This is a genomic window from Metabacillus sp. cB07 (assembly GCF_016839225.1).
Classification (GTDB): Bacteria; Bacillota; Bacilli; order Bacillales; family Bacillaceae; genus Bacillus_P; species Bacillus_P indicus.
In genome coordinates, this window is sequence record NZ_CP069296.1 from 776,531 (window position 1) to 798,456 (window position 21,926).

Sequence of the window (21,926 nt, forward strand, 5' to 3'; positions counted from 1 at the left end):
TTGGTCTATCAAGCTGTACATACTTATAAACGTTTGAAATCTCTTAAAGTTTCACTTTTTTTACCCCCTGACACTACCTGTAAATCATTTGAACTTTTCCCTTTGTTATCCAATTTAAAACCATTAAATAGGAAAATAGCAGGAATAGAACACATCAGGGATTCCATTGCCGAAAAAGGCCTTCCTTTCCATAAAAAAATCCGAACTGGCTAACCCAGCTCGGATTTTATTTAGCTTTAATACTTAAACGGTAGGTTCGTCGCCCCATGTTTTGATTCCGTCAGATTCAAAAATGCCCAGCGTGACATCCGCGATATCAGGATCTGTATATAGCAGGTCCCGTACTCTGATTTTAATATCGTCGGCTACGGCAAGGGATAATCCCGGTTTCAGCTCAAGGTAGCTTTCAACATGATACTTCCGGCCTTCCTGGAGTATGCGGAGGTTTTTAATGTCCTCAACGTCCGGATCAGTCAGGATTAATTCGGCAATCCGGTCTTCCACATCTTTCGGTGCAGCAACCCCGATCAGGCCGATCGTATTCTCATAACCGATTTTAACGGCGATGACAATAAGCAGGATTCCAATCAGCAGCGTGCCGATCCCGTCAAGCACATAGAGGCCGGTGAAATAAGAAACAACAATGGATACCAGGGCAAGAAGCGCACCGAACGTTGCAATAATATCTTCATAAAAAACAAGACGGGTCGGGGGAGAGGCAAGGCTGACATTTTTGAATGCATTTGATGCGAGCGCAAGTCCTTTTCCTTCCGTTCTTGTTTCGTGCGCAATTTCCTTCATTGCTTTTATCAGAATGAGTCCGTCAATGATAACGGCAATCACAAGGATACTGGCATTCAGCACGATATTTGTGGTTTCTTTCGGATGCTGAATCAGCTCCCATCCTTTATGCAGCGTCTCATAAGCCATAATGGATATAACAATAACCGCTATCAGAACAAAAAGATTCACTACCCGGCCAAAGCCTGTTGGAAACCGTTTCGTCGGAGCCTTTTCTGCAAGCGCGCTTCCCACAAAAACGAAGCCCTGATTGATTGCGTCTGCCGCTGAATGGAGAGTAGTTGCAAACATCGTTCCATTGCCGCTTATGAAGGCGGCAATCCCTTTAATAATAGTCAAAGCCGTATTTCCAAGAGCGGCAATCCCTGATGATTTGTTTCCCTTTTTCAATAGTTGAAAAAACGACATAGTCCACCTGCCCATTTTTATTTGGTCATTTCCTATTACTATCCTGCAAATGCGTAAAAATTACTCCATTTCAATGTCAATTGCTGAGTTGCGGAGCGGATCCTTCTTTTCTTTTCTGAGCAGATACAGCCTGTATGAATGACTGACTATGACTTTTAAGATGGCATAAGTCGGAACGGCAAGCAGCATGCCCAAAAGGCCGCCCATGCTTCCTGCAACAATCAACAGCAGGATAATGGTTAACGGATGAATATCCAGTCTTTTCCCCATGATCAGCGGGGATGTAACGTTGCCGTCGATTTGCTGGACGATAATGACCACAATCAGAACCTGTATGACCATAAATGGCGAGTCCAAAAAGCCTACAATCACGGCAGGAATCACCGCAATAAATGGTCCGAGGAAAGGAATAACGTTCGTCAGCATCGCAAAAAGAGCGAGGAGAATGGAGTAATCAAGGCCGATAATCAGGTAGCCAATATACATCATGACCCCGACGACAAGGCTGACAAGAGCCTGCCCCTGAATATAGGAGCTGAGGGCATGATCCATGTCCTTTAAAATCAGCTTTGCTTCTTCAGCTTTTGTGTATGGAAGAAAGCGAAGCACTTGTTTAGGTGCATGGTCCCCGTCTTTCAGCAGATAAAAGACGATAAACGGAACGGTCACAAATATGGTCGCTATGCTTGTCAGAATGCCGATAAACCCTGTAATTCTGCTCCCGATATTGCTGACGTTTGACTGGAAATAATCTGTTACAGAAGCCGTCATTTTTTCAAACGTCATGATGTCATTCTGTTCAAAGCGGGCAAACCATTTGTTTTCCCTCAGTGCTAGAAGGTTGTCCTGCAAGGTCTGGACAATTTGCGGGAAGTTGTTGATCAGCTGCTGAAACTGCTGTTGAATCGGCGGGCCAATCAGGAAAACAGCGAGTGTGCCAAGTCCAATCACAAGCAAGTAAATAATGATGATGGAAATGGTATTTGGAACACCTTTTCTTCCGAGGAACCTTACAATGGGCCGGAGCAGATAAAAAATGATGCCCGATACAAGAAACGGAAAGAAAAGAGTCGTGAAAATGATTTCAAGAGGCCTGAAGATGAAATCCACTTTCGTTGATAAAAGAATGATTGTCAGAAAAATAATAATGCCGTATCCGATTTTAAACATTTTGTCTTTCGGCAAATAGATGCACCACTTTCTGTCGTATTTCTCACTTTCATGAGCTTCGGCAATTTGCCATAATCAGCTTTTCCCGAGAAGGGATTGAATGAAACCATGTGATTATTCCCACTGCTTGTACTGGCTCTCAAGCTGGTCTGCTGAAAGCTTATTTTTCTGGAGAGCAGGCGGACATATCCGATTATAGCTGATAATGTCCTGATTGATTTTCTCAACTTCTTTTATACGCTGATTTTTATCTTTAAGTTTCATTGCCCTCTCAATCTGCTGTCTGATTTCTTTTTGACGCTGCAGCCATGCGGGCAGATAGTTAGCATTTTTGACGATTTTGGAGAAAATATCCCCTTCGAGAGCACTTTTTGGCAGGGGCTTTCCCATCCCCGGCAGTTTTGCAGCACCGCCTTTTTTCTCAAAGTCACCGTAAATCGAGCTCATCAAATCTCTGTTCTCTTTATTGTGTGGTTCTTTTTTCATCGCAGCCTCCCGTATTGCCTTCTTTTAAGAGAACTTCTGTATCCATTCCCAAATTCCTTGCATGTACGAAGATAAAAAGAAAAACCTATCATAAAAGATAGGTTTCAAGCGCGGAACTGAGGCTGCTGACATATGTGGCATCAAGTGTTGTATGGCTGCTGTAAACTTGTTTCGCCTGAACCGGATTCAAGCTTGCAAAACAAGTGGAAGCTCCCATCAAAGTGAACTCCTTCACGAGATTTGCAAGAGCCTTCATACCGGTTTCAGTAATGGATCCTACACCATGAAAATCAATCGTGACTTGCTCTGCACAGGTTTCCTGGAGAAGATTTAAAAGTCTTCCGGCATTAGCTGAAACCAGCTCTTCGGTCAAATCACCGTACAAGGGGAGAAGGGCTGTCTTTTTCGTGAGCATAATAAATGGGCACGAAAGCTCAATGATTTTCCTGTATGCGTCCTCGGCCTCTTCTTTTTTTGCAAGCAGCTGCAGGTCTGTTTCCGCAAGTCTTCTGCGGTGAAGCTCGACCTGCTGAACAAGCATCTCCATTTTTGAGTTTTGTTCAGTAAGAATCAGATACAGAAATTCATTATCTGTATTTATGTTCAATTTAAACAGAGCAAGGGGAGATTGTAAGGTTCTGAGTACAAGCTCTGAGTCGTTTTTTCCGGAAGATAACACTTTCTCGGCTTTTCTTCTGCTGTCCTCATCAGCCAGATCAAGAAAGCTTTCCTTCTCTGCAAACAGCTTGCCGGCTGCAAGAGAGCGTTCAAGGATACGGAATTTTTTATCTAATTTAAAGAAAGGAAGCGGAAGGTGTCTGCCGTCAAGCATAGCTGTTTTCCTTCAGCAGCCAGTCATTTGCTGCAGATAGACTGGAGAAAAGCTGGGTGTTTGATGAACAGATGTTCTTGAAGTCATACGAAGCAACCAGTCTTCCTCCCACAATCACCTGAGGAGAGTGATCAAGTTTTTCTATTTCATCTATATAGTGTGACAGACGTTCAGAGTTTTTACGGAGTGAAAAAGAAAGTCCGACAACATCCGGCTTCCATTCTTCTGCGTATTCAAGAGCGTATTCCAGCGGCAGACTCGCTCCAAACAGCCTCGTCTGATAACCATGCCATTCAAACAAAATAGAAACCATCTTCAGCCCCAGGTGATGAAGTTCATCTTCCAGGCAAAGAAACATGGCTTTTTTTTCGGTTTTTGGTATTTGCTTTAAACTGTATTCTTTATACCGCGACAGAATAAAGTCGCAGGTTGTGGTTGCAAGGTGTTCATCAGCTACAGAAATCTCATCTTCTTCCCACAGCAGGCCAATCTTTGCCATAGAAGGAGTAAGTAGCTCCTGCATAACCGCCAGAGGATGTGCACCGTCATCGTGGCTTTTTTTTAAGATATCCCACGCGCCATTCTGATTGCCGTCAAGCAGCAATCTTGTAAAAGCAGCAGTATCTATATTCATTCTGTCACCTCAGAATCCATCAATTAAATGTTATGACCCGATTTCTGCCATCTTCAACCTATCTTACCATATTGGGGCTGATTTAGAGGAGGAAGAAGCATCCATCAGCTTTGAAAAGAAACCCCATTTCCCGGTTCAAATATTAGACTGTACAGGCAGAAATGCGATAAAATAGACTTATTCCCCTATTTAGTACCTTCAAAACCGAATCAGCTTTGATGGTTATTCCAGAAATTCCTTTATACCAGCCCCAGGCTGCCATCTTCATTTAAAACACTTTTTTACCATAAATCTGAATCTAGAGGTGAGGCCATATTGACATTTTCTGTAGATAACATCATTCTCATATTCGCTGTTCTCCTGACAATCGGAGTTATGACCGCAAAGTTTTCCTCGCGGCTTGGATTGCCTTCACTTGTCTTCTTCATTGCTGTCGGAATGGTGCTGAGCCATTATATTTACTTCGACAATGCAAAGCTTGCCCAGCTTTTTGGGGTGATTGCCCTCATTATCATCATCTTTGACGGAGGTCTCCAGACGAAATGGACGGATGTACGCAAGATCATCGTTCCGTCTTCAATGCTTGCGACAATCGGCGTTTTTGTCACAACCATCATCATAGGGGTATTTGCTAAATATGTTCTGGGTCTGACGTGGCTTGAAGGGCTTCTGTTCGGTGCAATTGTCGGATCAACGGATGCAGCAGCTGTTTTTGCCGTGCTCGGCAATAAAAACATAAAGAAACGGCTGACTTCAACACTTGAAGCAGAATCCGGAACAAACGATCCAATGGCTGTTTTTTTAACCGTTACCATCATCCATTTAATTGGCCAGCCGGAAACGGGATTCTTCGGCCTTATCCTGCGCTTCTTCTGGGAAATGGGCTTTGGGCTTGCTGCAGGATTGCTTTTTGGTAAACTCGCTGTTTGGGTCATCAACAAAATCAATCTGGATTCTTCCGGTCTTTATCCGGTTCTTTCACTAGCGATGGCTGTCCTGACTTACGCTCTGACTACCGCAGCAAATGCAAGCGGACTGCTTGCGGTTTATGTGATGGCGGTTATTGTAGGAAATTCAGACCTTACTTTCCGTCATTCCATTATCCGCTTTAACGAAGGCCTAGCTTGGATGATGCAGATTCTGATGTTCATTTTACTTGGTTTGCTTGTTTTCCCGAACCAGCTTGTTGATATCGTTTGGGAAGGACTGCTGCTCTCCATCGTTCTGATGATCGTCGCGCGTCCGGCAGGAGTGTTCCTGAGCATGATAGCCTCCAAGTTTTCATTGAAAGAAAAACTGTTTATTTCGTGGGCCGGACTGAGGGGCGCCGTTCCGATTGTCCTCGCAACCTATCCGATGCTCGCGGGGCTTGAAAACAGCCAGCTGATCTTTAACGTCGTCTTTTTCGTCGTTTTGACATCTGCGCTGCTTCAAGGAGCGACACTGACGCCTCTTGCAAACAAATTAAAGCTGTCTGAAAGCAAGAAAAACTCTGTGCCGCATTCGCTTGAGCTGATTTCAATCGGGAGGACGAACAATGAAATGGTTGAACTGGAGGTCGGAGAAGGGGCTGCCGTCTCAGGAAAAGAACTGAAGGACATTGAGCTTCCGAATGATGCGCTTATAACAGCTGTCATCAGGAACGAAAAACTTCATACGCCGCGGGGGGAAACGAATATTTTCTCAGGTGACACCCTGTATATTCTTGTTTCGAAAAAGAACCGCGAAAAAATTAAAGCGATCTTTCAGGGAGATGGCCATGAAGCAGCCGAGAGTTCTGAGTAGGAATCAGAACTCCGAATTTCATTTCCTTAGAATAATCAGGCTCACTTAAATGAAAGGGCAGTGAAAAACATGGAGAGTTCGGAGCTTCTTATTTTTATGGAGGAATACGGATATGTTGCCCTTTACGTCATGCTTTCAGCGGGTACCTTCTTTATTCCCCTTCCTAACGAAGTCATCATCATGATGGGAGGATTTGCATCTTCACACGGGATCCTGCATCCGGTTCCTGCTTTTTTCACCTCATATTTGGGTATCATGACTGCCCTTACATGCTGGTTCTTGATCGGAAAAAGTTTTGGCGGGCTTGCCCTTTCCATTCTTGTCAGAAAAGAAAGAGCAAAGAGACGGTTTGAACGATTTCAGCACCGCTTCTCAAAATACGGAGAATATACGCTTGGAATCACTTATTTTTTTCCGCTTCTGCGTCATTTAGGCCCTGTGCTTGCAGGGATGAACAGAGTAAAGTTCTGGAAATTCGCGCTGCTTGCATACGGTTCTGCATTTATATGGGCTCTCGCGTTTTTTTGGCTCGGAAACCGGTTTGGCGACTCGGCTGAAACAGTTAATGCCCTGTTCAACCGTTTTGGCCCGGCTTTTATAGCTGCAGGCTGTGCACTATTTGCAGGAATGATCCTGCTGCGCTACGTTCAGAGAAAAAGAATAAAATCACAGCAGCATGGGGGTTAGGGAATGAGTACTGAAACGATGGATGTGTTTCATAAGAAAACGGCAGTAACCTTATTTAATGGAGTTTGGGACCTGATGGAGAAGGAAACGAGGAGTCAGCAGGAGACCGATGCGATGATTCATATGGCTCATGCATCCCGCTACCACTGGGAGCAGGCTGGAAATGCTCTTAATCTCTCAAGGGGAGAATGGCAGATCTCAAGAGTTTACGCCATTTTAGGAAGAGCTGAGCCGGCACTGTATCATGCGCACCGAAACTTGGAGATCTGCCTTTCGAATGAAATCAGGGATTTTGATCTTGCTTATGCATATGAAGCCCTCGCGCGGGCATATTTGACGGCTGGTGATGGCACTAAATACAGCGAGTATATGGAGACTGCAATTCTTGCTGCTGGACAAATTGAGAAAGAAGAAAACCGCACTCTCCTTGAAAATGATTTAAATCAGCTGAAACTTCATGCAGCAAAACTTGGATGGTAGGACATATCCGGGTTTTTTTGTTTGTGTAAACAAACATCCAAACTTATAAAAAACGCGTTCTCTATGTAATCAGGGCTGACAGAAGTTTAGAAAACTGTTGAAATTAGGCGAATGTCCCTCCGGTATACCGTGATAAGATACAGTGGATGATATAAGTGAAAGGAATTGATCGAGATGAAAAAATGGATAAGTATAGCGGTAATGGCCGTTTTGCTGATTTTCCCCAATGCCGTCATGGCGCACACACATATGACTTCTTCTCTTCCTGAAGAGGGTTCAACTGTTACAGAACCTTTGAAAACAATAGAATTGACATTTGATACACAGATAGAACCCCTAAGTTCGATGAAGCTTGTGAAAGATGGATCTGAGGTGCCTGTTGAGGTTAAAGCAGAAGGGGAAAAGCTGGTTGGCACGCCTCAAAATGAGCTTGAAAACGGAGCTTACACAGCTGAATGGAAAATTATCGGCGAAGACGGACATGAAATGGAAGGAACGCTTTCTTTCAATGTTCAGCAGGAGGCTGAAGAAGCTCCGCAAACAGATGAGGAAGCCCCGCAAACGGAAGAAGAACCTGAAGACAGCGGGAAATCTGAAGGGGAAGCTGCAAAGGAACAGCCGGCTGATGAGCAGACCGGAAGTGCTGAAGCTTCCGAGGAAAACTCTCCGGTTATGCCAATAGCCCTTGCGGCAATTGGCGTTCTGGCGGTTATTTTCATCATTTCTCTCATGAGAAAAAAACGGTAAAGAGCTGTGAATATCCTAATACCCATCGGAGAAGGAATAACCTATATTCTTTTCTCCTTTTTAATTGGCCATGTGGTTCTGCAGCTTGTGCCGGCCTCAAAAAAACCTGAAATGGCTGTTCCTAAGAAATATTTGCTGCTGTCTGTTGTGCTGATCATCGGGCTCACATTTCTGCCTGTGTTAAAAGTAATCCTGAGCTTTTATCAGGCGGCAGGAATCAGCCAGACCGTGCAGTCTGTGCTGATGGATTTCCAGATTGGACAATCCTGGATGATGACAGCGGCTGCAGCCATTGTCTTATGGCTCGTCCTATATATGGACGGCCCGAGAGTCATTCAGGGGATGCTGCTGCTGTTTATAATCTTTGCACTTGGCTATGCAAGCCACGCTGCGTCCTTGGCGTTTTGGGCGGGCATGGCTTCGCACAGTATTCATTTTCTTGCTGTGGCTCTATGGGCGGGTGTTTTACTGCATGCTGCCTGGTTTACGGTCCATCCTGAAAACTTGCAGTCCTTTTTAAAGTGGTTTACGCCTTTTGCGGTTGTCTGCTTTGCTGTCCTGACTGCAGCGGGTCTGATTGTAATGAACATGATGGTTGATTTACGGGACTATGTGCAGGCATGGCCGCTGTCATATGGACAGGTGATCTTGCTGAAGCATTTAAGCATTATTCCCCTGCTTGTTTTTGCTTTTCTAAATGGCTTTGTAAGAAAGAAGGCGGGAGAAACGGTAACATTCGCGTGGATCAGAGCGGAGAGTCTGATCATTGGCGCTGTATTTTTTCTGACAGGCTTTCTTGGAACACAGGCCCCGCCTCACAACGTGAATGTGACGCTGCGTTCAGAAGGAGCAGCTCCCCTGTTTGAGTGGGTCAAGGGCACAATAGAGCCTCAGGGAACGGTAAGCCTTCATTTTTCAATAGATGGCATCCTTCTATTATTTATGGCAGGTCTTTTTCTAGGAATGATTGTTTTAAGTTTTATGAAAAAAAGAAACGCTTATGCAGCGGTTGTTCTTGCTTTGCTTTTTATTGTCTCAGCCTATTTGGGACTGATGTCAGGTGTGTCGGTTTCCTGACTGAGCACAATTTCTGACATTCCGGTCTGCTGAAGCTATACTTTAATGGTGAGATGCACATTATTTTTGGAGGGATCTATATGGCTGAACATTCTTTTTATCTGAAAGCCCACTGGCCCGGACTCAGAAATGACGTTGGGGAAATCGAGAGCGGACAGCTGAAAACAAAGGTTTCCATTCCGCCTGAAATGGATGGGCCGGGTGTCGGAACGAATCCTGATGAAATGCTGCTCGGCGCTGCAGCAACGTGCTACATTATTACGCTTGCAGCCATGATGGAGCGAAGCCGCCTTGATAAAGAGGATTTAACGATGGAATCTGAGGGGATTGTTGAAGTGGTAAACGGGGTCATCACCTATAAGCGAGTCGTGCATCGCCCTGTTATCACGTTAACAGCTGCAGCTTCAGAAAAAGATATAGAGCTCGCGAAGAAACTTGCTGAACGTGCTGAAAGCTCGTGTATGATCAGCCGTGCGGTTAAAGGGAATGTGGAAATTGAACTTCAGGCAGAAATCAAGAAAGCAGCCGCTTAAGTAACGGCTGCTTTGCTGTTTATTCGGATTGATTATACATGCAATCTTCGTTTTTTGAGCGTTGTAATGATGCTGTATGAAACTTCTTTCCAGAGCGATTCGTCTTCTTTATAGGAGGCAGTCAGTTTTTGGATCATCTCTGTCTGCTTTTCTTTAAAATCAGGGTGATCTTTTTCAGGCAGATGTTTTCTGAGTGAATCAACAAGCTGCTGGATTTTCGGGGCGCGCGGACCCCAGACCGCTTTTTCATTTCCGTCCCGGTCGATGAAGATGAAGATTGGGATGGCACGGGATGTACCGTTTGTTAAGTACTGATCCATTAAGTCAAGGTTGGAGTCGCGAAGCAGAAAACGCACGTCCATCCCTGCCTCTTCGGCAATTTTCAACAGAATCGGGTTGTTGAGCATGGCGTCTCCGCACCAGTCTTCTGTCAGGACAATAACGCGAAGAGACTGGCTTCTCATGCTTTCGAGAATGGAGATGTCGTCTTCATCCAGTGAAAATCCATCGTGAATAATCGTCATTTCTTCCTTGTTGACATTCATTTGCTCCATGTATTCCTGTGCTGTTAACCCTTTTGCAAACCAAGCGTTTAGTGACATTGAATGTACCTCTCTCTGGTTTTTATGATAACGGTATCAGAATCTCAGGGAAAAATCCAGAAAGTTGTTCTGAGCCGGATGGAATCATAATCCCTTAAGGGAAGCTTAAGAAAAATGTCTTTTAAAATAGGGACCAAAAGACCATGAGGATCTCGAAGAGTTTAGTATAATAGTATTTTGTGAAAAATATAAGGGATACAAATATAAGGGAGAGAAACGTATTGCTTGAAAAATATACCTCAACTGAAAGCCTGATTGAGATCGCCGTCAGTATAGGGATTTTCGTTCTGTTCATGGTTCTCCGCAAGCTGTTTACGAAATATGTGTTTAAGATGATTCTTAAATTCAGCAGCAAAACACCGACGGATTTGTTCAGAAATGTCCTAGTTGCCTATGAAAAACCGCTGCGGATGTTTTTTATTCTTATCGGATTGTATTTGGCGATTTTGTATTCTCCTTTTTTGGACAATCAAAGGGACATACTCAGCCAGTTTTACCGTTCTTCCATTGTTCTCACACTGGCGTGGGGACTGTATAACCTTACAGCATCATCATCCCTGCTTTTTGATAAAGTAAACAAGCGGTTTGAGCTTGAGATGGATGATATTCTGGGGCCGTTTTTATCCAAAGTCATGAGATTTGTCATTCTGGCTCTTACTTTCAGCATCATTGCCCAGGAATTTAATTATGATGTGAACGGGTTTGTCGCCGGACTCGGTCTTGGAGGTCTTGCTTTTGCCCTTGCAGCCAAAGAGACGATCGGCAACTTTTTCGGGGGCATCATTATTATCACAGAGAAGCCGTTTACCCTTGGTGACTGGATCAAAACACCAAGTGTAGAAGGAGTTGTAGAAGACATATCCTTCAGAAGCACAAAAATCCGGACATTCGCTCAGGCCCTTGTGACGGTTCCAAACTCTACACTTGCCAATGAGCCGATTACAAACTGGACGAAGATGGGGAAAAGGCAGATTCAGTTTACACTTGGTGTCACTTATAATACAACGCAGACACAGCTTAAGACGTGCGTGAAAAGAATTGAGCATTTGCTTGCAGAGCATGACGGCGTTCATGATGAAACAATCAACGTTGTTTTTAACGCTTTTGGCGACAGCAGCCTCAATATTTTCCTGAATTTCTTTACGAAAACAACCGCTTATGCCGACCATTTAAGCGTGAAGCAGGACATCAACTTTAAAATCATGGCAATCCTGGAAGAGGAAGGCGTCGATTTCGCATTTCCAAGCCGGACCATTTACGTTGAAGAAGCCAAACAGGAAGTGAAAGAAAAAGAAAAGCAGTACAGCTAAAGCCGGTGCGGATGCACCGGTTTTTCTGGTACACTGATTACACTACATAAAGAGAGGAAGAACGCTTTGAAGAAACAGACAATTCTTTTTATCGGTGCAGGCCGGATGGCAGAATCCATTATTTCCGGGCTGGTAAAGTCGCCGAATATCGAGGATATTTATGTATCAAATCATAGAAACAGAGAAAAGCTCCTGTATCTTGAGAACAAGTACGGCATCAGGCCTTCGCTTAGCTGGAGCAGTGATGCTGAAAAAGCGGACATGATTCTGCTGGCTATGCCTCCTGAAGCTCACCCAGAATTTCTGAAGGAGCTTAAGCCGGTCTTAGCGGGGCAATTTGTTGTGACGATTGCAGCCGGCATCGGCCCGTCTTTTCTTGAAGAACATCTTGGCCAAGACGTGCCTGCGGCATGGATCATGCCAAATACAGCCTCTGAAATCGGCGAGTCGATGTCACTTGTTGCTTATGGTCAGGCAACTTTAGAACATCATAAGCTGATGCTGAAGGATGTACTGGATGCGATAGGTGAATCAGAAGTTTGCACAGAGGAACAGGTTCATCAATTAACGGCCATTACGGGAAGTGCCCCTGCATTTCTGTATGCATTTGCGGAGAGCTTGATCGAACAGGCAGAGACGTACGGCATTTCACATGAACATGCAGTAAAGCTTGTCTCCCAAATGATGGCCGGTTCCTCTGCCATGCTGAAGCTGAAAAAAGCGCCGAAGGAACTTAGAGAACAAGTGACAACCCCAGGAGGAGCTACAGCGGAAGGAATAAACGTTCTTGTAGAGGGTGGATACAGCCGTCTGATTAAGGAAGCGGTTATCGCCACCAATCGAAAAGCATTGGGCAAGTGGCAGGAGAATCAATAGAGAAATGAAAAGAGGATGAGGACGGTCAGGCGCGCTTAGAATCTTTAATTGTCGTCTGGCGCTTGCCCGTCCCATTGCAGAGTGTGCAGGTTTTCTTGAAAAAAGGCAGCTTGGATCTGATTTTTCCTTTTCCATTGCATTTCAAACAAATGTTGACCAGTTTCATCCGCATCACCGTCCGAATTTTCTTTATTTTCATTTTATCACAGAGATTTGCAGCAATCACCCGGATTAAGGGTGGTTTTTTTTTGTTCATTAGTCATGCCGCGCTCATTCTCTACTTATATTTAATATATAAATCCACAAGAAAAAGAGTGACTAAAAGGAGGAGGATAAATGGAGCCCCATCAAGTTTCCTTGATCAAACAGCATAAAAAGCTGCCAAAAGCAGAGATTGGAAAGCGGATGGTGCTCATTTGTTCGGGTGCGGTCCTTATGGCTGTCGGTCTTGAGATTTTCCTCGTTCCAAATCGCATCATTGACGGCGGAATTGTGGGAATCTCAATTATTCTGTCTCACCTGACAAATATGAAGCTGAGTCTTTTTCTCTTTTTTCTCAATGTCCCTTTCCTGTTCATCGGCTATAATCAGATCGGAAAAACATTTGCTCTTTCGACTCTGTTTGGTGTCGTCGTGCTGAGTTTTGCAACGGCTCTATTGCATCCAGTTCCTGTTTTAACTGAAGATTTGCTTCTTGCGTCTGTTTTTGGAGGAATTATTCTCGGCATTGGCGTCGGGCTTGTCATCAGATACGGCGGCTCGCTTGACGGTACGGAAATTCTGGCTATTCTGTTCAATAAGCAGTCGCCTTTTTCTGTAGGGGAACTGATTATGTTTTTCAACCTGTTTATCTTGGGAAGTGCGGGATTTGTATTCGGATGGGACCGGGCCATGTATTCGCTGATTGCTTATTTTATTGCCTACAAAACGATAGATGTTGTCGTTCAGGGACTTGATGAATCAAAGTCTGCATGGATCATCAGTGAAAATCCAGATGAGGTCGGTCAGGCGATTCTTGCCAGGCTTGGACGTGGAGTCACTTATTTAAACGGAGAAGGCGCCTATACAGGTGAAGGAAAGAAAGTCATATTCTGCGTGATTACAAGACTTGAAGAAGCCAAGCTGAAATTGATTGTCGAAGAGCTGGATCCTTCCGCATTTTTGGCAGTAGCAAACATTACTGAAGTCAGAGGCGGAAGATTTAAAAAGAGGAGCATTCACTAACATGACACATTCCGGAAAAAAACATCATCAATTGTTGGAATAAGACATTTCCTGCATAAGTCATTAGTCCTTTTTTTGGACGGTTCACCAAAATGTACGTCTAAGTGGATTTTCAACTGAAAAAAGTCGAAACTTTGCCGACAAAGTAGGATGAACTTTCCTATCCTTTTACACAGACTTCAAAAATTCGTCAAATAAATAGGGCGAAATTATTATTTACTAAATTTTCAGATTAATTATGATATCAATAAAGGAGGAGATAAAATGGGTAAAGGAAGAATTCGTGTGGAAGAGAGCATTAAAGTGCAGACTGATGAGGAAATGTATGAAGCGACTTTAATTGAGAAAGCGGAAGAAGAAGCTGTAAAGCCGTAAATCCTGCTGCCATGTGAATCCTTGACACATTTGTCTCTTGAAAAGGCAGATCATCCGGAATATAGTTAGAACACACCTTAAAATGGAAACGGGGGATGAGCAATGCCGCTCTGGGCTTGGCTTCTGGCCGGATTTCTCGTACTTGTTCTTATAGGATGGATCAGTGACCTGCGATCAAAACGAAGACGAAAGCTGAATGTTTATCACTCCGACCCTAAAGCTGAAGCAATGAGAGCTGAACAGCAGATGCATAACCAAAACCGCGGTATGGATCATTTTGGGCTATAAACAAAAAGGAGGCGATCCCGCTGGATCGTCTCCTTTTTATTGTTCGAGGTTTTCTTATGAAACGCTTCTTTTTCTTCTTTGGTAAAGCAAAACTGATGCTCCGGCGAAGATAAATAAGCCTCCTGCAGCAAGCAGGTTGTACATGTCTGTTGCAGTGGAAGGCAAATGGCTTCCTTTAGCTGCATCATTGCTGTCCTCTGGTGTACTGTCATGATCACGTGCCGAATCCTCATTGTCTGGAACCCGGGGATTTTCAGACTCCTTAGCCTGGCCGTTTTTATCAGGGGAAGCACCAGGGACGTTATTGCCGCTGTCTTCTCCAGGATTACCGCCGCCGGCAGGAGGATTTCCTGTATTTCCGCCGCCGTCAGCAGGAGGATTTCCTGTATCCTCTCCTCCGTCAGCAGGAGGTGAAGAAGGGTCTTCTTCATCAGGGGCCTTACCTTTCTCTCCTTTTGTAAAGGACCAGATGTCTGAAACGGTGTTTCCTGTAAATGAATCTTCGGCTGATGCGTACCAGAAATAGGTCTGGCCGGTTTCGAGGCCTGTCCAGATTGTTTCTGCAATCGAGCCGCTTTCTATGTTTTCATCCGAGCCGATTGCCTGGTCTGTATAAACATTTACTGAGAAAGAATCGGTGGCAATTCTCTTCTTGGCAGGGGCAAGGTCAAGACTGATTTCAAACTCATCCATTTCTGGGAATTCACCTGTATCGTAATAGTTATAGTCATCCAGATAAGGTGAATACGTGTTTACAAGGATTCTGTTGTTGTCCTGATCAAAATGAAGCAGTCTCATATAGCCCTGCCCGCCTTCAGGTCCTGCCTGATAATCAGCCAGCATTTGAGTAACCGTGCGGTCAGGCGTGCCGTCGCCGTTATCGTCAATTTGATCAATGTACGTTTTTGCGGCATGATAGTGGCCGCTCAGTACAGCAAATACGTTTTTATTTGGAACGACTACTTCATTATATAATTTCTCCCCCAATGGGTGACGTGTGCCGCTTGCCAGTAAATACTCATGGAAGCTTAAGATGGCCTTTCGTTCAGGGTAGGCGGAAAGAACATCATTCATCCAGGCTATCCCTTCATCTGTTACTCCCCAGCCAAGATAAACCATGATGTAGTCATTGCCTCCGGCTGAAATTAAATCGTAGTGGCCGCGGTTGTTAAGATAGGAGCCGCCGTAATAATCTTTTGATTGAAAGCGGTCCTCTCCAAAATAACGATAGTAATCGGTATAGTCGTTTGATACCTGATCAACATCATGGTTACCGGCCAGCACCCCGTACGGGATGTTTTGATCGTCAAGCACCTTCATTGACGTATCGGCATTTTTCCACTGCTTTTCATCTGTAGAGATATTGACAAGATCTCCGGTATGGAAGACATACTTAATCTTTAACTCTTCCTGTTTTTGGGCAATCCATTCTGTCTGGCGCTGGTAAATATGCGGGTAGCTTTCCGAATAATACTGCGTGTCGGACATCCAGGCAAATGTGTAATCATACTCTTCCGGACTTTTTGGAATCTCATCTTGTACAAGAACATTGATTTTTGAGCCTTTTACAAATTCTCCTGCTTGCACGCTTCCGGTAAGTTCGAAGTCCTCTGTCCCTGCAATTTCAACATCTACCATGGACCAGTTCTTTTGCTTATGGCTCCAGGCATACATGGATACTTTTCTGCCTTCTAATGAATTTCCGTCCCATTTAAGCTCAATGTGGTCACTATCATCCACAGCCGGATCAACAGTTACATCGAATCTGTGATAAGGGAACTGGGTGCTTGAATCTGTCGTCAGATAAGTGCCGTCTTTTTTTGACGTCAGCTGTATATCTTCAGACGTAAAAGCCTGTTCGCCTGCCGGTGCTTGCTGCTTGGGCGGTTCTGTGTCCGCTGCATGTTTGAATGATTTAACACTGCTGTCAGACGGTGTATATTGATACCCTTTATAAAAGGAGACGTTCATGCTGTCGTTTGAAGGGTCCGTTACCTTTACCTGCAGCTTCGGATCGCCTGCAGGAAGTCCTTTTGCACCGTCTGCCGGTCCAATCAGTTCAATTTTGTCAGGATTTTCGTTTGCCGTTTTAAATTTGATGACTTTCTCAACGTGATTTCCTGCCTTATCTGCTGCTTTAACTGTTAATTGATGGTCACCGGGCTTCATCTTCCCGGAGGCGGTGCTGTACGGAAGATCAATTTTTGCACCATCAAGCCATGCCTCTGAAGAAGCAATGCCTGCTATTGAATCCTCGATCCCCGCATTGATTTCAAATGAACCTTTGTATTCTTTGCCTTCTTCAATTGAAGGAGTGATAACCGGAGCCGTATTGTCTACTTTAACAGCGGCTGTCACGGCACGATTTAAATGCTGTACAGATATGACATGGTCTCCGTCAAACGAAGATTTTGTATCCCATTTATAGGTTTTGCTTGCTGCAAGCTCATCTGCAAGCTGAAAAGAAAAATCTTCAAACGGGTGAGCATCATTCATGGTCATAATTTTCTTTTCATCTGCGAAATTGTCCGGTCTCAGGACAGTGCCGTCGGATAAAACAAGTCTTACGTTACGAATTGTATAATCATCACGGTTTTCCTCTGATTCAAGATCAAATGGCGACGCTTTATTTCCGGAACGGACTGTGAGAATATTTTCGCCAGTCTGTATTCTCTCAGGATCAACCGGAACGGTGTACGTTTTCCATTCTGTTAACCAATCCTTGTCCATTAAATAAAGGATGTCCTCGCCCATCGTAACAGCGTTCTGGAAATACGTGTTGAGACCGTTCGCCTCAAATGCGAAATACGCGGTGCGCTCAATCGAACGGTAGGTTTCCTCTGCCTCTTTGCCGTCAATTTTAATGGAAATCTGATCCGGATTTCCGTCTTTTGCTGTAGCTTTGATGATTTTTTCTCCGCTTAGAATCTGTCCATCTTCAAGATTCAACCGAAGATCGGCATCATCAAAATCACTTGTAATGGAAATTTTCTTTTTGCTGCTGACGGTTTCATTCATTCCGTCTGAGACAGTAAAATAATATTCGACTGATTTTCTTCCAATCAAGTCAGGTGAGTAAATGGTATGGTGATAGAGCATATCATCATAATCTTCCTTAAGAATGACGCTCTGGTAGTCAGATTGCTTATCGGTCTTGTAGAACAGACGGACCGATTTAACAGAGTTGTTATCCTTCGCATCTGCAAGAATATGAATATCTTCTTTCTGATCTATTTCTGTCAGATCAGTAAGATCTTTTACAGTTGGCGGACTGTTGTCCTCTTTTGGAGTAACCGGTTTTTTTGGAATCTGGTAGGCTTCAACAGAACCCGGCGCTGCCGCCTTCACGCCTGCGCTGACCTTCACCTGAACGGTTGATCCGTCAGAAGGATATTTGTAGAAGATTCCTTTATCTGCTGCGGTATCGTCAATTCCGGTTTGCTCATTATAGTAGGCAACAGAAACTTCTTTGTTTGTGTTGGTTGAAACGACAAGACCCCTTGTACTTCCGTTTGCCATACCACCACTGTAAATACGGACAATATCTTTGTTTTCTTCAAGGTCTGTGCCGTAATTCTTATTAAAGTCGGCTACTGTGCTGTTTTTGTTGTGGTCATTGATGATCCAGAAAACAAGTGTTTCACCGGAAGGAATCAAAAGATCTTCAGGTACCGAAGGCCAGACAACGTCGGTAGACGGCTCCATGCCGTAACGGTAATTAATCTTATAGTCTTTAAAATTAACAGTCTGGTTCGTATTATTGTAGATTTCAACAAACTCATACCCGTCACCTGAACCGACATTGGTCGAATCAGGAACGACTTCCGTCACAAGGAATGAAGGAAGCTTTTCCGTATCCACTTCAGGAAGATCTACGGCAATCGTTTGTTCTTCTGTAGCAGCAGTGTTGATGCCATCAGAGGCTTCAATGTAATAAATCAAATCTGAATGGACGTCAGTACCTGCTATCACTGCATTGTACTGTTCAGGTTTTGCTTCAGCAGGGTTCATCGGAACAGATAAAAACGTGCTGTCATTTGCTGATTTGTAGAACAGCGTCGCAAAAGGGACAGCTTTATCATCGGTAATGTCAGCTTCAATGACTATCTCTACAAAGCCTTCTGCTTTCGTTACAGGAGTATGCGTGATTTCCGGCTTAACAGAATCATTTGTTTCTTCAGGAGCTTTCGCAGGAGAGGATGGGACCTGTTCTGCGAATATGGCTCCCGGATCAGGATCAGCAAGAGTTTGAAGCTTGCCCATCTCTGTTCCTGTTTTCGGGTACTGGTACTTAACCGTTTTCCCGTTATTATCGGTCTCATTGGCCAAATAAGCTGCGGAGATAACTTCAGCTCCTGTGCGGTCTTTTATCGAGATGGCTCTATTGCCTCCGTTAGCGAAGCCTGGGAATACATCTTTAAAGAACGCGAGGCTGGCTGATTCCAGCGCTGTTCCGAACTGTTTATTGAAATCCCCGGCTGTCAGATTTCCATTATTAAACCAAAGGACCAGCGTTTCCTGCGGATTAACCGTCAGACCTTCAGGAATCTTAAAAGGCACTTCGCTGCCTGTATCCGTATAGCGGTATGCAAACGAATAATCAGAAAGCGACTGAGTCTTGTCTGTGTTGTTGTAGATTTCAAAGTATTCATAGTAGTCAGTACCCGGTCCTGCTGAATTCGGTGAAATCTCAGTAATCAGGAGGTGCGCATAACTGTCGAAATCTTCCGGATCATCAGGTTCTGCCGGAGGGGCTTCCGGCCGGTCAATGACCACCTTGTAGTTTGCGCCGCTGTTGTTCAGCAGCACCCGGTTATTTGGATCGGTCATTTCAATGTAATAGATGAAACTCTCGCCGGTCAGCTCTTCTTTTGGAATGGAGGCACTGAACGTATTCCCCTCAGAAGCCATTGGCGCTTTTTTGAATTCACCGTCTGTTTTGTAATAAAGATGTGCTCTGATGTCGGCAGTGTCATCTGTAATGACCGCAGTGAAAGAAGGAGAGCTGCCTTCCGTAATTGATGCTAATGTCTCGTGAACAGCAGTAGGCGCCTGATTTTCAGGTGTCGGGACAGTTTCCGACGGTGCCTGTGTGTTCAGAATGGTTCCCGGCGTGGGATCAGCTTTTTTTTCAAGCTTCTTCATTTCCGTGCCGGATTCAGGGAAGTTGTAATGTACGGACTTGCCGCTGCTGATATCTTCTGCGAGATATGAGGCTGTTGCGGCATCTCCAATTGGACCCGTAATCACAAAGCCGCGGTTTCCGCCATTTGCAAAGTTAGGCGTGCCCGTAAATTCTACAACCTGCTCAGAAGTTAATTGGACACTGTATTTTTGATTAAAGTCTTCAAGGGATTTATCTGTCAGGTTCAGCCAAAGAACGGCTGTCTTCCCTGAACCAAGAGTATAAGGACTGAAAAGAGCCGGTTTATCCGTGCTGCTTCCGTCCGTATAGCGGAGTGAAATGGTGTAGTGGTCTAAGATGACGGGCTTATCTGTTGGATTGTGTACTTCTATGTATTCAAATTCGTCTGCACCGGCATTGTCGGCCATTATTTCTGTAATAAGGAGGGGGGAGCCGGTCATCTGCACACCACTCTTATTTTCTGTTTCAATGGCTGCTTCAGACGGTGTTTTTTGCTCCTTTTCAGAAGGTTCCTGCTCAATGTTTGGTTCATCGGAAGGCTCCTGTTCAGGTTTTGGTTCACTTGATTCAGCAGGCTCTTGTTCAGGCTCTGCTTTTTTAGATTGAACAGGTTTTTGTTCTGTCTCCGTTTCCTTTACCTGATCCGGAGTTTGAGCTGCGGGAGGTGTCTGCTGACCATCTTGCTCAGCCGGTATTTCCAGCTTGCTTTCAGGTGCCACAGGATTTGCTTCGGCTTCTGCTGGCAGAGCATCCTGCTCCTTTTTGTCCGTCTCCGTTTCATCGGCTGGAACAGCAGTTACTGAACCTGATGGAACTTCATTTACTTCTGCAGACACGTTTGCCGGAGTAAAGGCGGCAAGCAGATTTGAGACAAGCATCATAAGAATTAAGGGATAAATAAAACACGAACGTCTTTTTTGGCGTGACATGAAAATCTCCTTTTTTACAATTTTTTTACACAAATTCAATTTTAGTTGGAAGATGTAGGGTTTTCGTGAATTTAACGTAAAAATAATGTAAATATTGGGGTATTTTGCTCAATTCTGTCATTTTATGATGCATGAGGGAGGGAATTTGGCTCAAATAAAGGGTTTCAGCACAAAAAAAAGAGGGTACGGTATTACCGTACTCTCTGGGGGACTATAGCTGTGACGCAAGTACAACAGCGCCTTCAGGAGCTTTATTTCCTGCTTTTGGTTCAATCGTTATGGCTATCGTATCCCAGTTGAATCCGCCTTCCAGATTCATTTCGTACATGACGGCACCATGTCCGGATGAATCTGGAACGAATGAACCTGCCGCTACCGGCTTGTCATTTTCTATCAGCCATACTTGATAGACTTCACCGTCATTCAGCTGCTTCAACTGCTCGGCCTGAAGAAAGACCATTTCTTTAGAGTCTTTTTCCATCAGGGCTGCCATAGCTGTTGTTTCGCTCAGCTGATCATCGACAGGTGCTAGTGCAACCTGTTTTTTAAGATCGTCCATACTGAAAGCTTTTTCCTGAGGAGCTTCATTCTCCATCTGAGTGACAAAATAAGCATTTCCAAGCAATGATGCAAAAAGCAGAGCTGCAACAGACGGGAGGACAAATCGTTTTGGCCGTTTTTCGGACTTAATGCCAATAGGGGTAACGGTCTCCTTGGTCGGTTCTATCTTTTCATCCTTCATTTCAAGAGGAGTATCAGACTCAAACACATTTCCGAGAATTCTCTGCTTCATTTCCTTCGGCGGCTGCACCGGCACAGACAAATAAGGGAGGTCTTCGGTCAGCGAGGTCAATTCCTGAAATTCTTCTGAGCAATCAGGACAGGACTTCAAATGAGCTTCAAATTCAGCCTTTTCTGCCGGTGTCAAATTCTCACTAAAATAATCATACAGCTTCTCACACATTTGGCTACTCATCCATAACCCTCCCTTCTTTTTCAAGCATGCTCCTCAGGTGCTTCAGCGCAAGCCTTATTCGTCCTTTCACTGTTCCAAGCGGTATCTGGTACACATCCGAGATCTTCTGCTGGGTAAACCCTTTAAAATAGAAAAGTTCTATCATCTGCTGCTGGTCCTTTTTCAGTTTGGACACAGCTTCTCTTAAAATCTCGCCTTTTTCCATCCATTCAACCTCATGTTCGACGGATTGTTCCGGAGTGGAAACAGAGTCCTTTTCTAATATTTCGACGGTGTCCGCCTTTTTATGTTTGCGAATCAGGTCAATGGCCTGATTTCTTGTGACGGTTAATAGCCAGGAGGTGAATTTTCCTTTGCTGCTGTCGTAGACACTTTTCCCGTGCCACAGCTTCATAAAAACATCCTGAAGAACTTCTTCAGCGAGAGTATGATCATGAGTGATGCGGAAGGCAAAAGAGTAAAGCAGTTTTTGGTAGCGGTCGTACATAGCTTCCAGAGCATCCTTGTCTTTCCTCAGGATCCTTTCGTACAACTTAGCGTCGTCGTTTACTGTCATCTCC

Annotated in this window: 20 protein-coding genes; 11 read left to right on the forward strand and 9 right to left on the reverse strand. The window is 44.4% G+C overall.

Features of this window, described 5'->3' with window-relative positions; all coding sequences use genetic code 11:
* Positions 1-243 precede the first annotated feature (243 nt).
* The 5 genes from JOJ89_RS03995 to JOJ89_RS04015 all read right to left on the reverse strand — a co-directional run bounded on the left by JOJ89_RS03995 (position 244) and on the right by JOJ89_RS04015 (position 4,331).
* Positions 244-1,209 (reverse strand): cation diffusion facilitator family transporter, encoded by a 966-nt coding sequence (locus JOJ89_RS03995; RefSeq protein WP_035207745.1) that lies wholly within the window; start codon positions 1,207-1,209, stop codon positions 244-246.
* 60 nt (positions 1,210-1,269) lie between these two features.
* On the reverse strand, positions 1,270-2,394 hold the full coding sequence (locus JOJ89_RS04000; RefSeq protein WP_029283549.1) for an AI-2E family transporter: 1,125 nt from the start codon (positions 2,392-2,394) through the stop codon (positions 1,270-1,272).
* Positions 2,395-2,493: 99 nt separating this feature from the next.
* Positions 2,494-2,865 carry a DnaJ family domain-containing protein gene (locus tag JOJ89_RS04005; protein ID WP_234703464.1) on the reverse strand — a complete coding sequence of 124 codons (372 nt, stop codon included), beginning with the start codon at positions 2,863-2,865 and terminating at the stop codon, positions 2,494-2,496.
* Positions 2,866-2,953: 88 nt separating this feature from the next.
* Positions 2,954-3,697 (reverse strand): STAS domain-containing protein, encoded by a 744-nt coding sequence (locus JOJ89_RS04010; RefSeq protein WP_029567274.1) that lies wholly within the window; start codon positions 3,695-3,697, stop codon positions 2,954-2,956.
* Complete coding sequence (locus JOJ89_RS04015; RefSeq protein ID WP_029283554.1) at positions 3,690-4,331, reverse strand: cobalamin B12-binding domain-containing protein; 642 nt, start codon at positions 4,329-4,331, stop codon at positions 3,690-3,692. The genes JOJ89_RS04010 and JOJ89_RS04015 overlap by 8 nt, the downstream gene beginning before the upstream one ends.
* Before the next feature lie 315 nt (positions 4,332-4,646).
* Between JOJ89_RS04015 and JOJ89_RS04020 the strand changes: the two genes are divergently transcribed.
* The 6 genes from JOJ89_RS04020 to JOJ89_RS04045 all read left to right on the forward strand — a co-directional run bounded on the left by JOJ89_RS04020 (position 4,647) and on the right by JOJ89_RS04045 (position 9,640).
* Positions 4,647-6,116, forward strand: a complete 1,470-nt coding sequence (locus tag JOJ89_RS04020) for a potassium/proton antiporter (protein WP_029283556.1) — start codon at positions 4,647-4,649, stop codon at positions 6,114-6,116.
* Between the two features lie 69 nt (positions 6,117-6,185).
* A complete protein-coding gene (locus JOJ89_RS04025; RefSeq protein ID WP_203289647.1) occupies positions 6,186-6,803 on the forward strand; it encodes a DedA family protein in 618 nt (205 codons plus the stop codon).
* Positions 6,804-6,806: 3 nt separating this feature from the next.
* Positions 6,807-7,283 carry a hypothetical protein gene (locus tag JOJ89_RS04030; RefSeq protein ID WP_029283560.1) on the forward strand — a complete coding sequence of 159 codons (477 nt, stop codon included), beginning with the start codon at positions 6,807-6,809 and terminating at the stop codon, positions 7,281-7,283.
* A gap of 174 nt (positions 7,284-7,457) precedes the next feature.
* The gene (locus JOJ89_RS04035) at positions 7,458-8,030 is read left to right on the forward strand and encodes a copper resistance CopC family protein (RefSeq protein ID WP_203289648.1); all 573 of its coding nucleotides are present in this window, start codon (positions 7,458-7,460) and stop codon (positions 8,028-8,030) included.
* 6 nt (positions 8,031-8,036) lie between these two features.
* On the forward strand, positions 8,037-9,107 hold the full coding sequence (locus tag JOJ89_RS04040) for a copper resistance D family protein (RefSeq protein WP_203289649.1): 1,071 nt from the start codon (positions 8,037-8,039) through the stop codon (positions 9,105-9,107).
* An 80-nt stretch (positions 9,108-9,187) separates the two neighbouring features.
* On the forward strand, positions 9,188-9,640 hold the full coding sequence (locus tag JOJ89_RS04045; protein WP_203289650.1) for an OsmC family protein: 453 nt from the start codon (positions 9,188-9,190) through the stop codon (positions 9,638-9,640).
* A 32-nt stretch (positions 9,641-9,672) separates the two neighbouring features.
* Here the strand turns inward: JOJ89_RS04045 and JOJ89_RS04050 are convergent, their stop codons facing one another.
* A complete protein-coding gene (locus tag JOJ89_RS04050) occupies positions 9,673-10,242 on the reverse strand; it encodes a thioredoxin family protein (protein ID WP_203289651.1) in 570 nt (189 codons plus the stop codon).
* Between the two features lie 221 nt (positions 10,243-10,463).
* On the opposite strand from JOJ89_RS04050, the gene JOJ89_RS04055 reads away from it, so the two are divergent.
* The 5 genes from JOJ89_RS04055 (at position 10,464) to JOJ89_RS04075 (ending at position 14,315) form a co-directional block, all read left to right on the forward strand.
* A complete protein-coding gene (locus JOJ89_RS04055) occupies positions 10,464-11,552 on the forward strand; it encodes a mechanosensitive ion channel family protein (protein ID WP_242524663.1) in 1,089 nt (362 codons plus the stop codon).
* A gap of 36 nt (positions 11,553-11,588) precedes the next feature.
* Positions 11,589-12,428 carry a pyrroline-5-carboxylate reductase gene (gene proC / locus JOJ89_RS04060; protein WP_203290252.1) on the forward strand — a complete coding sequence of 280 codons (840 nt, stop codon included), beginning with the start codon at positions 11,589-11,591 and terminating at the stop codon, positions 12,426-12,428.
* Positions 12,429-12,764: 336 nt separating this feature from the next.
* A complete protein-coding gene (locus tag JOJ89_RS04065; RefSeq protein WP_029283574.1) occupies positions 12,765-13,652 on the forward strand; it encodes a YitT family protein in 888 nt (295 codons plus the stop codon).
* A gap of 264 nt (positions 13,653-13,916) precedes the next feature.
* On the forward strand, positions 13,917-14,027 hold the full coding sequence (locus JOJ89_RS04070) for a YhdX family protein (protein ID WP_087946378.1): 111 nt from the start codon (positions 13,917-13,919) through the stop codon (positions 14,025-14,027).
* A 102-nt stretch (positions 14,028-14,129) separates the two neighbouring features.
* The gene (locus JOJ89_RS04075; protein ID WP_029283576.1) at positions 14,130-14,315 is read left to right on the forward strand and encodes a hypothetical protein; all 186 of its coding nucleotides are present in this window, start codon (positions 14,130-14,132) and stop codon (positions 14,313-14,315) included.
* A 54-nt stretch (positions 14,316-14,369) separates the two neighbouring features.
* On the opposite strand, the gene JOJ89_RS04080 is transcribed toward JOJ89_RS04075, so the two are convergent.
* From JOJ89_RS04080 to JOJ89_RS04090, 3 genes are all read right to left on the reverse strand, one after another.
* The gene (locus JOJ89_RS04080) at positions 14,370-20,390 is read right to left on the reverse strand and encodes a lamin tail domain-containing protein (RefSeq protein ID WP_203289652.1); all 6,021 of its coding nucleotides are present in this window, start codon (positions 20,388-20,390) and stop codon (positions 14,370-14,372) included.
* Positions 20,391-20,601: 211 nt separating this feature from the next.
* The gene (locus JOJ89_RS04085; RefSeq protein ID WP_203290253.1) at positions 20,602-21,366 is read right to left on the reverse strand and encodes an anti-sigma factor; all 765 of its coding nucleotides are present in this window, start codon (positions 21,364-21,366) and stop codon (positions 20,602-20,604) included.
* On the reverse strand, positions 21,359-21,922 hold the full coding sequence (locus tag JOJ89_RS04090) for an RNA polymerase sigma factor (protein WP_203289653.1): 564 nt from the start codon (positions 21,920-21,922) through the stop codon (positions 21,359-21,361). The genes JOJ89_RS04085 and JOJ89_RS04090 overlap by 8 nt, the downstream gene beginning before the upstream one ends.
* Positions 21,923-21,926 lie beyond the last annotated feature (4 nt).

What these genes read in the sequence shown, in the direction of transcription:
- JOJ89_RS04075 (WP_029283576.1), top strand. Translation starts at nt 14,130, where the DNA reads ATGCCGCTCTGGGCTTGGCTTCTGGCCGGATTTCTCGTACTTGTTCTT.
- JOJ89_RS03995 (WP_035207745.1), bottom strand. Translation starts at nt 1,209, where the DNA reads ATGTCGTTTTTTCAACTATTGAAAAAGGGAAACAAATCATCAGGGATT.
- JOJ89_RS04085 (WP_203290253.1), bottom strand. Translation starts at nt 21,366, where the DNA reads ATGAGTAGCCAAATGTGTGAGAAGCTGTATGATTATTTTAGTGAGAAT.
- JOJ89_RS04070 (WP_087946378.1), top strand. Translation starts at nt 13,917, where the DNA reads ATGGGTAAAGGAAGAATTCGTGTGGAAGAGAGCATTAAAGTGCAGACT.
- JOJ89_RS04065 (WP_029283574.1), top strand. Translation starts at nt 12,765, where the DNA reads ATGGAGCCCCATCAAGTTTCCTTGATCAAACAGCATAAAAAGCTGCCA.
- JOJ89_RS04050 (WP_203289651.1), bottom strand. Translation starts at nt 10,242, where the DNA reads ATGTCACTAAACGCTTGGTTTGCAAAAGGGTTAACAGCACAGGAATAC.
- JOJ89_RS04005 (WP_234703464.1), bottom strand. Translation starts at nt 2,865, where the DNA reads ATGAAAAAAGAACCACACAATAAAGAGAACAGAGATTTGATGAGCTCG.
- JOJ89_RS04080 (WP_203289652.1), bottom strand. Translation starts at nt 20,390, where the DNA reads ATGTCACGCCAAAAAAGACGTTCGTGTTTTATTTATCCCTTAATTCTT.
- JOJ89_RS04030 (WP_029283560.1), top strand. Translation starts at nt 6,807, where the DNA reads ATGAGTACTGAAACGATGGATGTGTTTCATAAGAAAACGGCAGTAACC.
- JOJ89_RS04090 (WP_203289653.1), bottom strand. Translation starts at nt 21,922, where the DNA reads ATGACAGTAAACGACGACGCTAAGTTGTACGAAAGGATCCTGAGGAAA.
- JOJ89_RS04025 (WP_203289647.1), top strand. Translation starts at nt 6,186, where the DNA reads ATGGAGAGTTCGGAGCTTCTTATTTTTATGGAGGAATACGGATATGTT.
- JOJ89_RS04035 (WP_203289648.1), top strand. Translation starts at nt 7,458, where the DNA reads ATGAAAAAATGGATAAGTATAGCGGTAATGGCCGTTTTGCTGATTTTC.
- JOJ89_RS04015 (WP_029283554.1), bottom strand. Translation starts at nt 4,331, where the DNA reads ATGAATATAGATACTGCTGCTTTTACAAGATTGCTGCTTGACGGCAAT.
- JOJ89_RS04045 (WP_203289650.1), top strand. Translation starts at nt 9,188, where the DNA reads ATGGCTGAACATTCTTTTTATCTGAAAGCCCACTGGCCCGGACTCAGA.
- JOJ89_RS04010 (WP_029567274.1), bottom strand. Translation starts at nt 3,697, where the DNA reads ATGCTTGACGGCAGACACCTTCCGCTTCCTTTCTTTAAATTAGATAAA.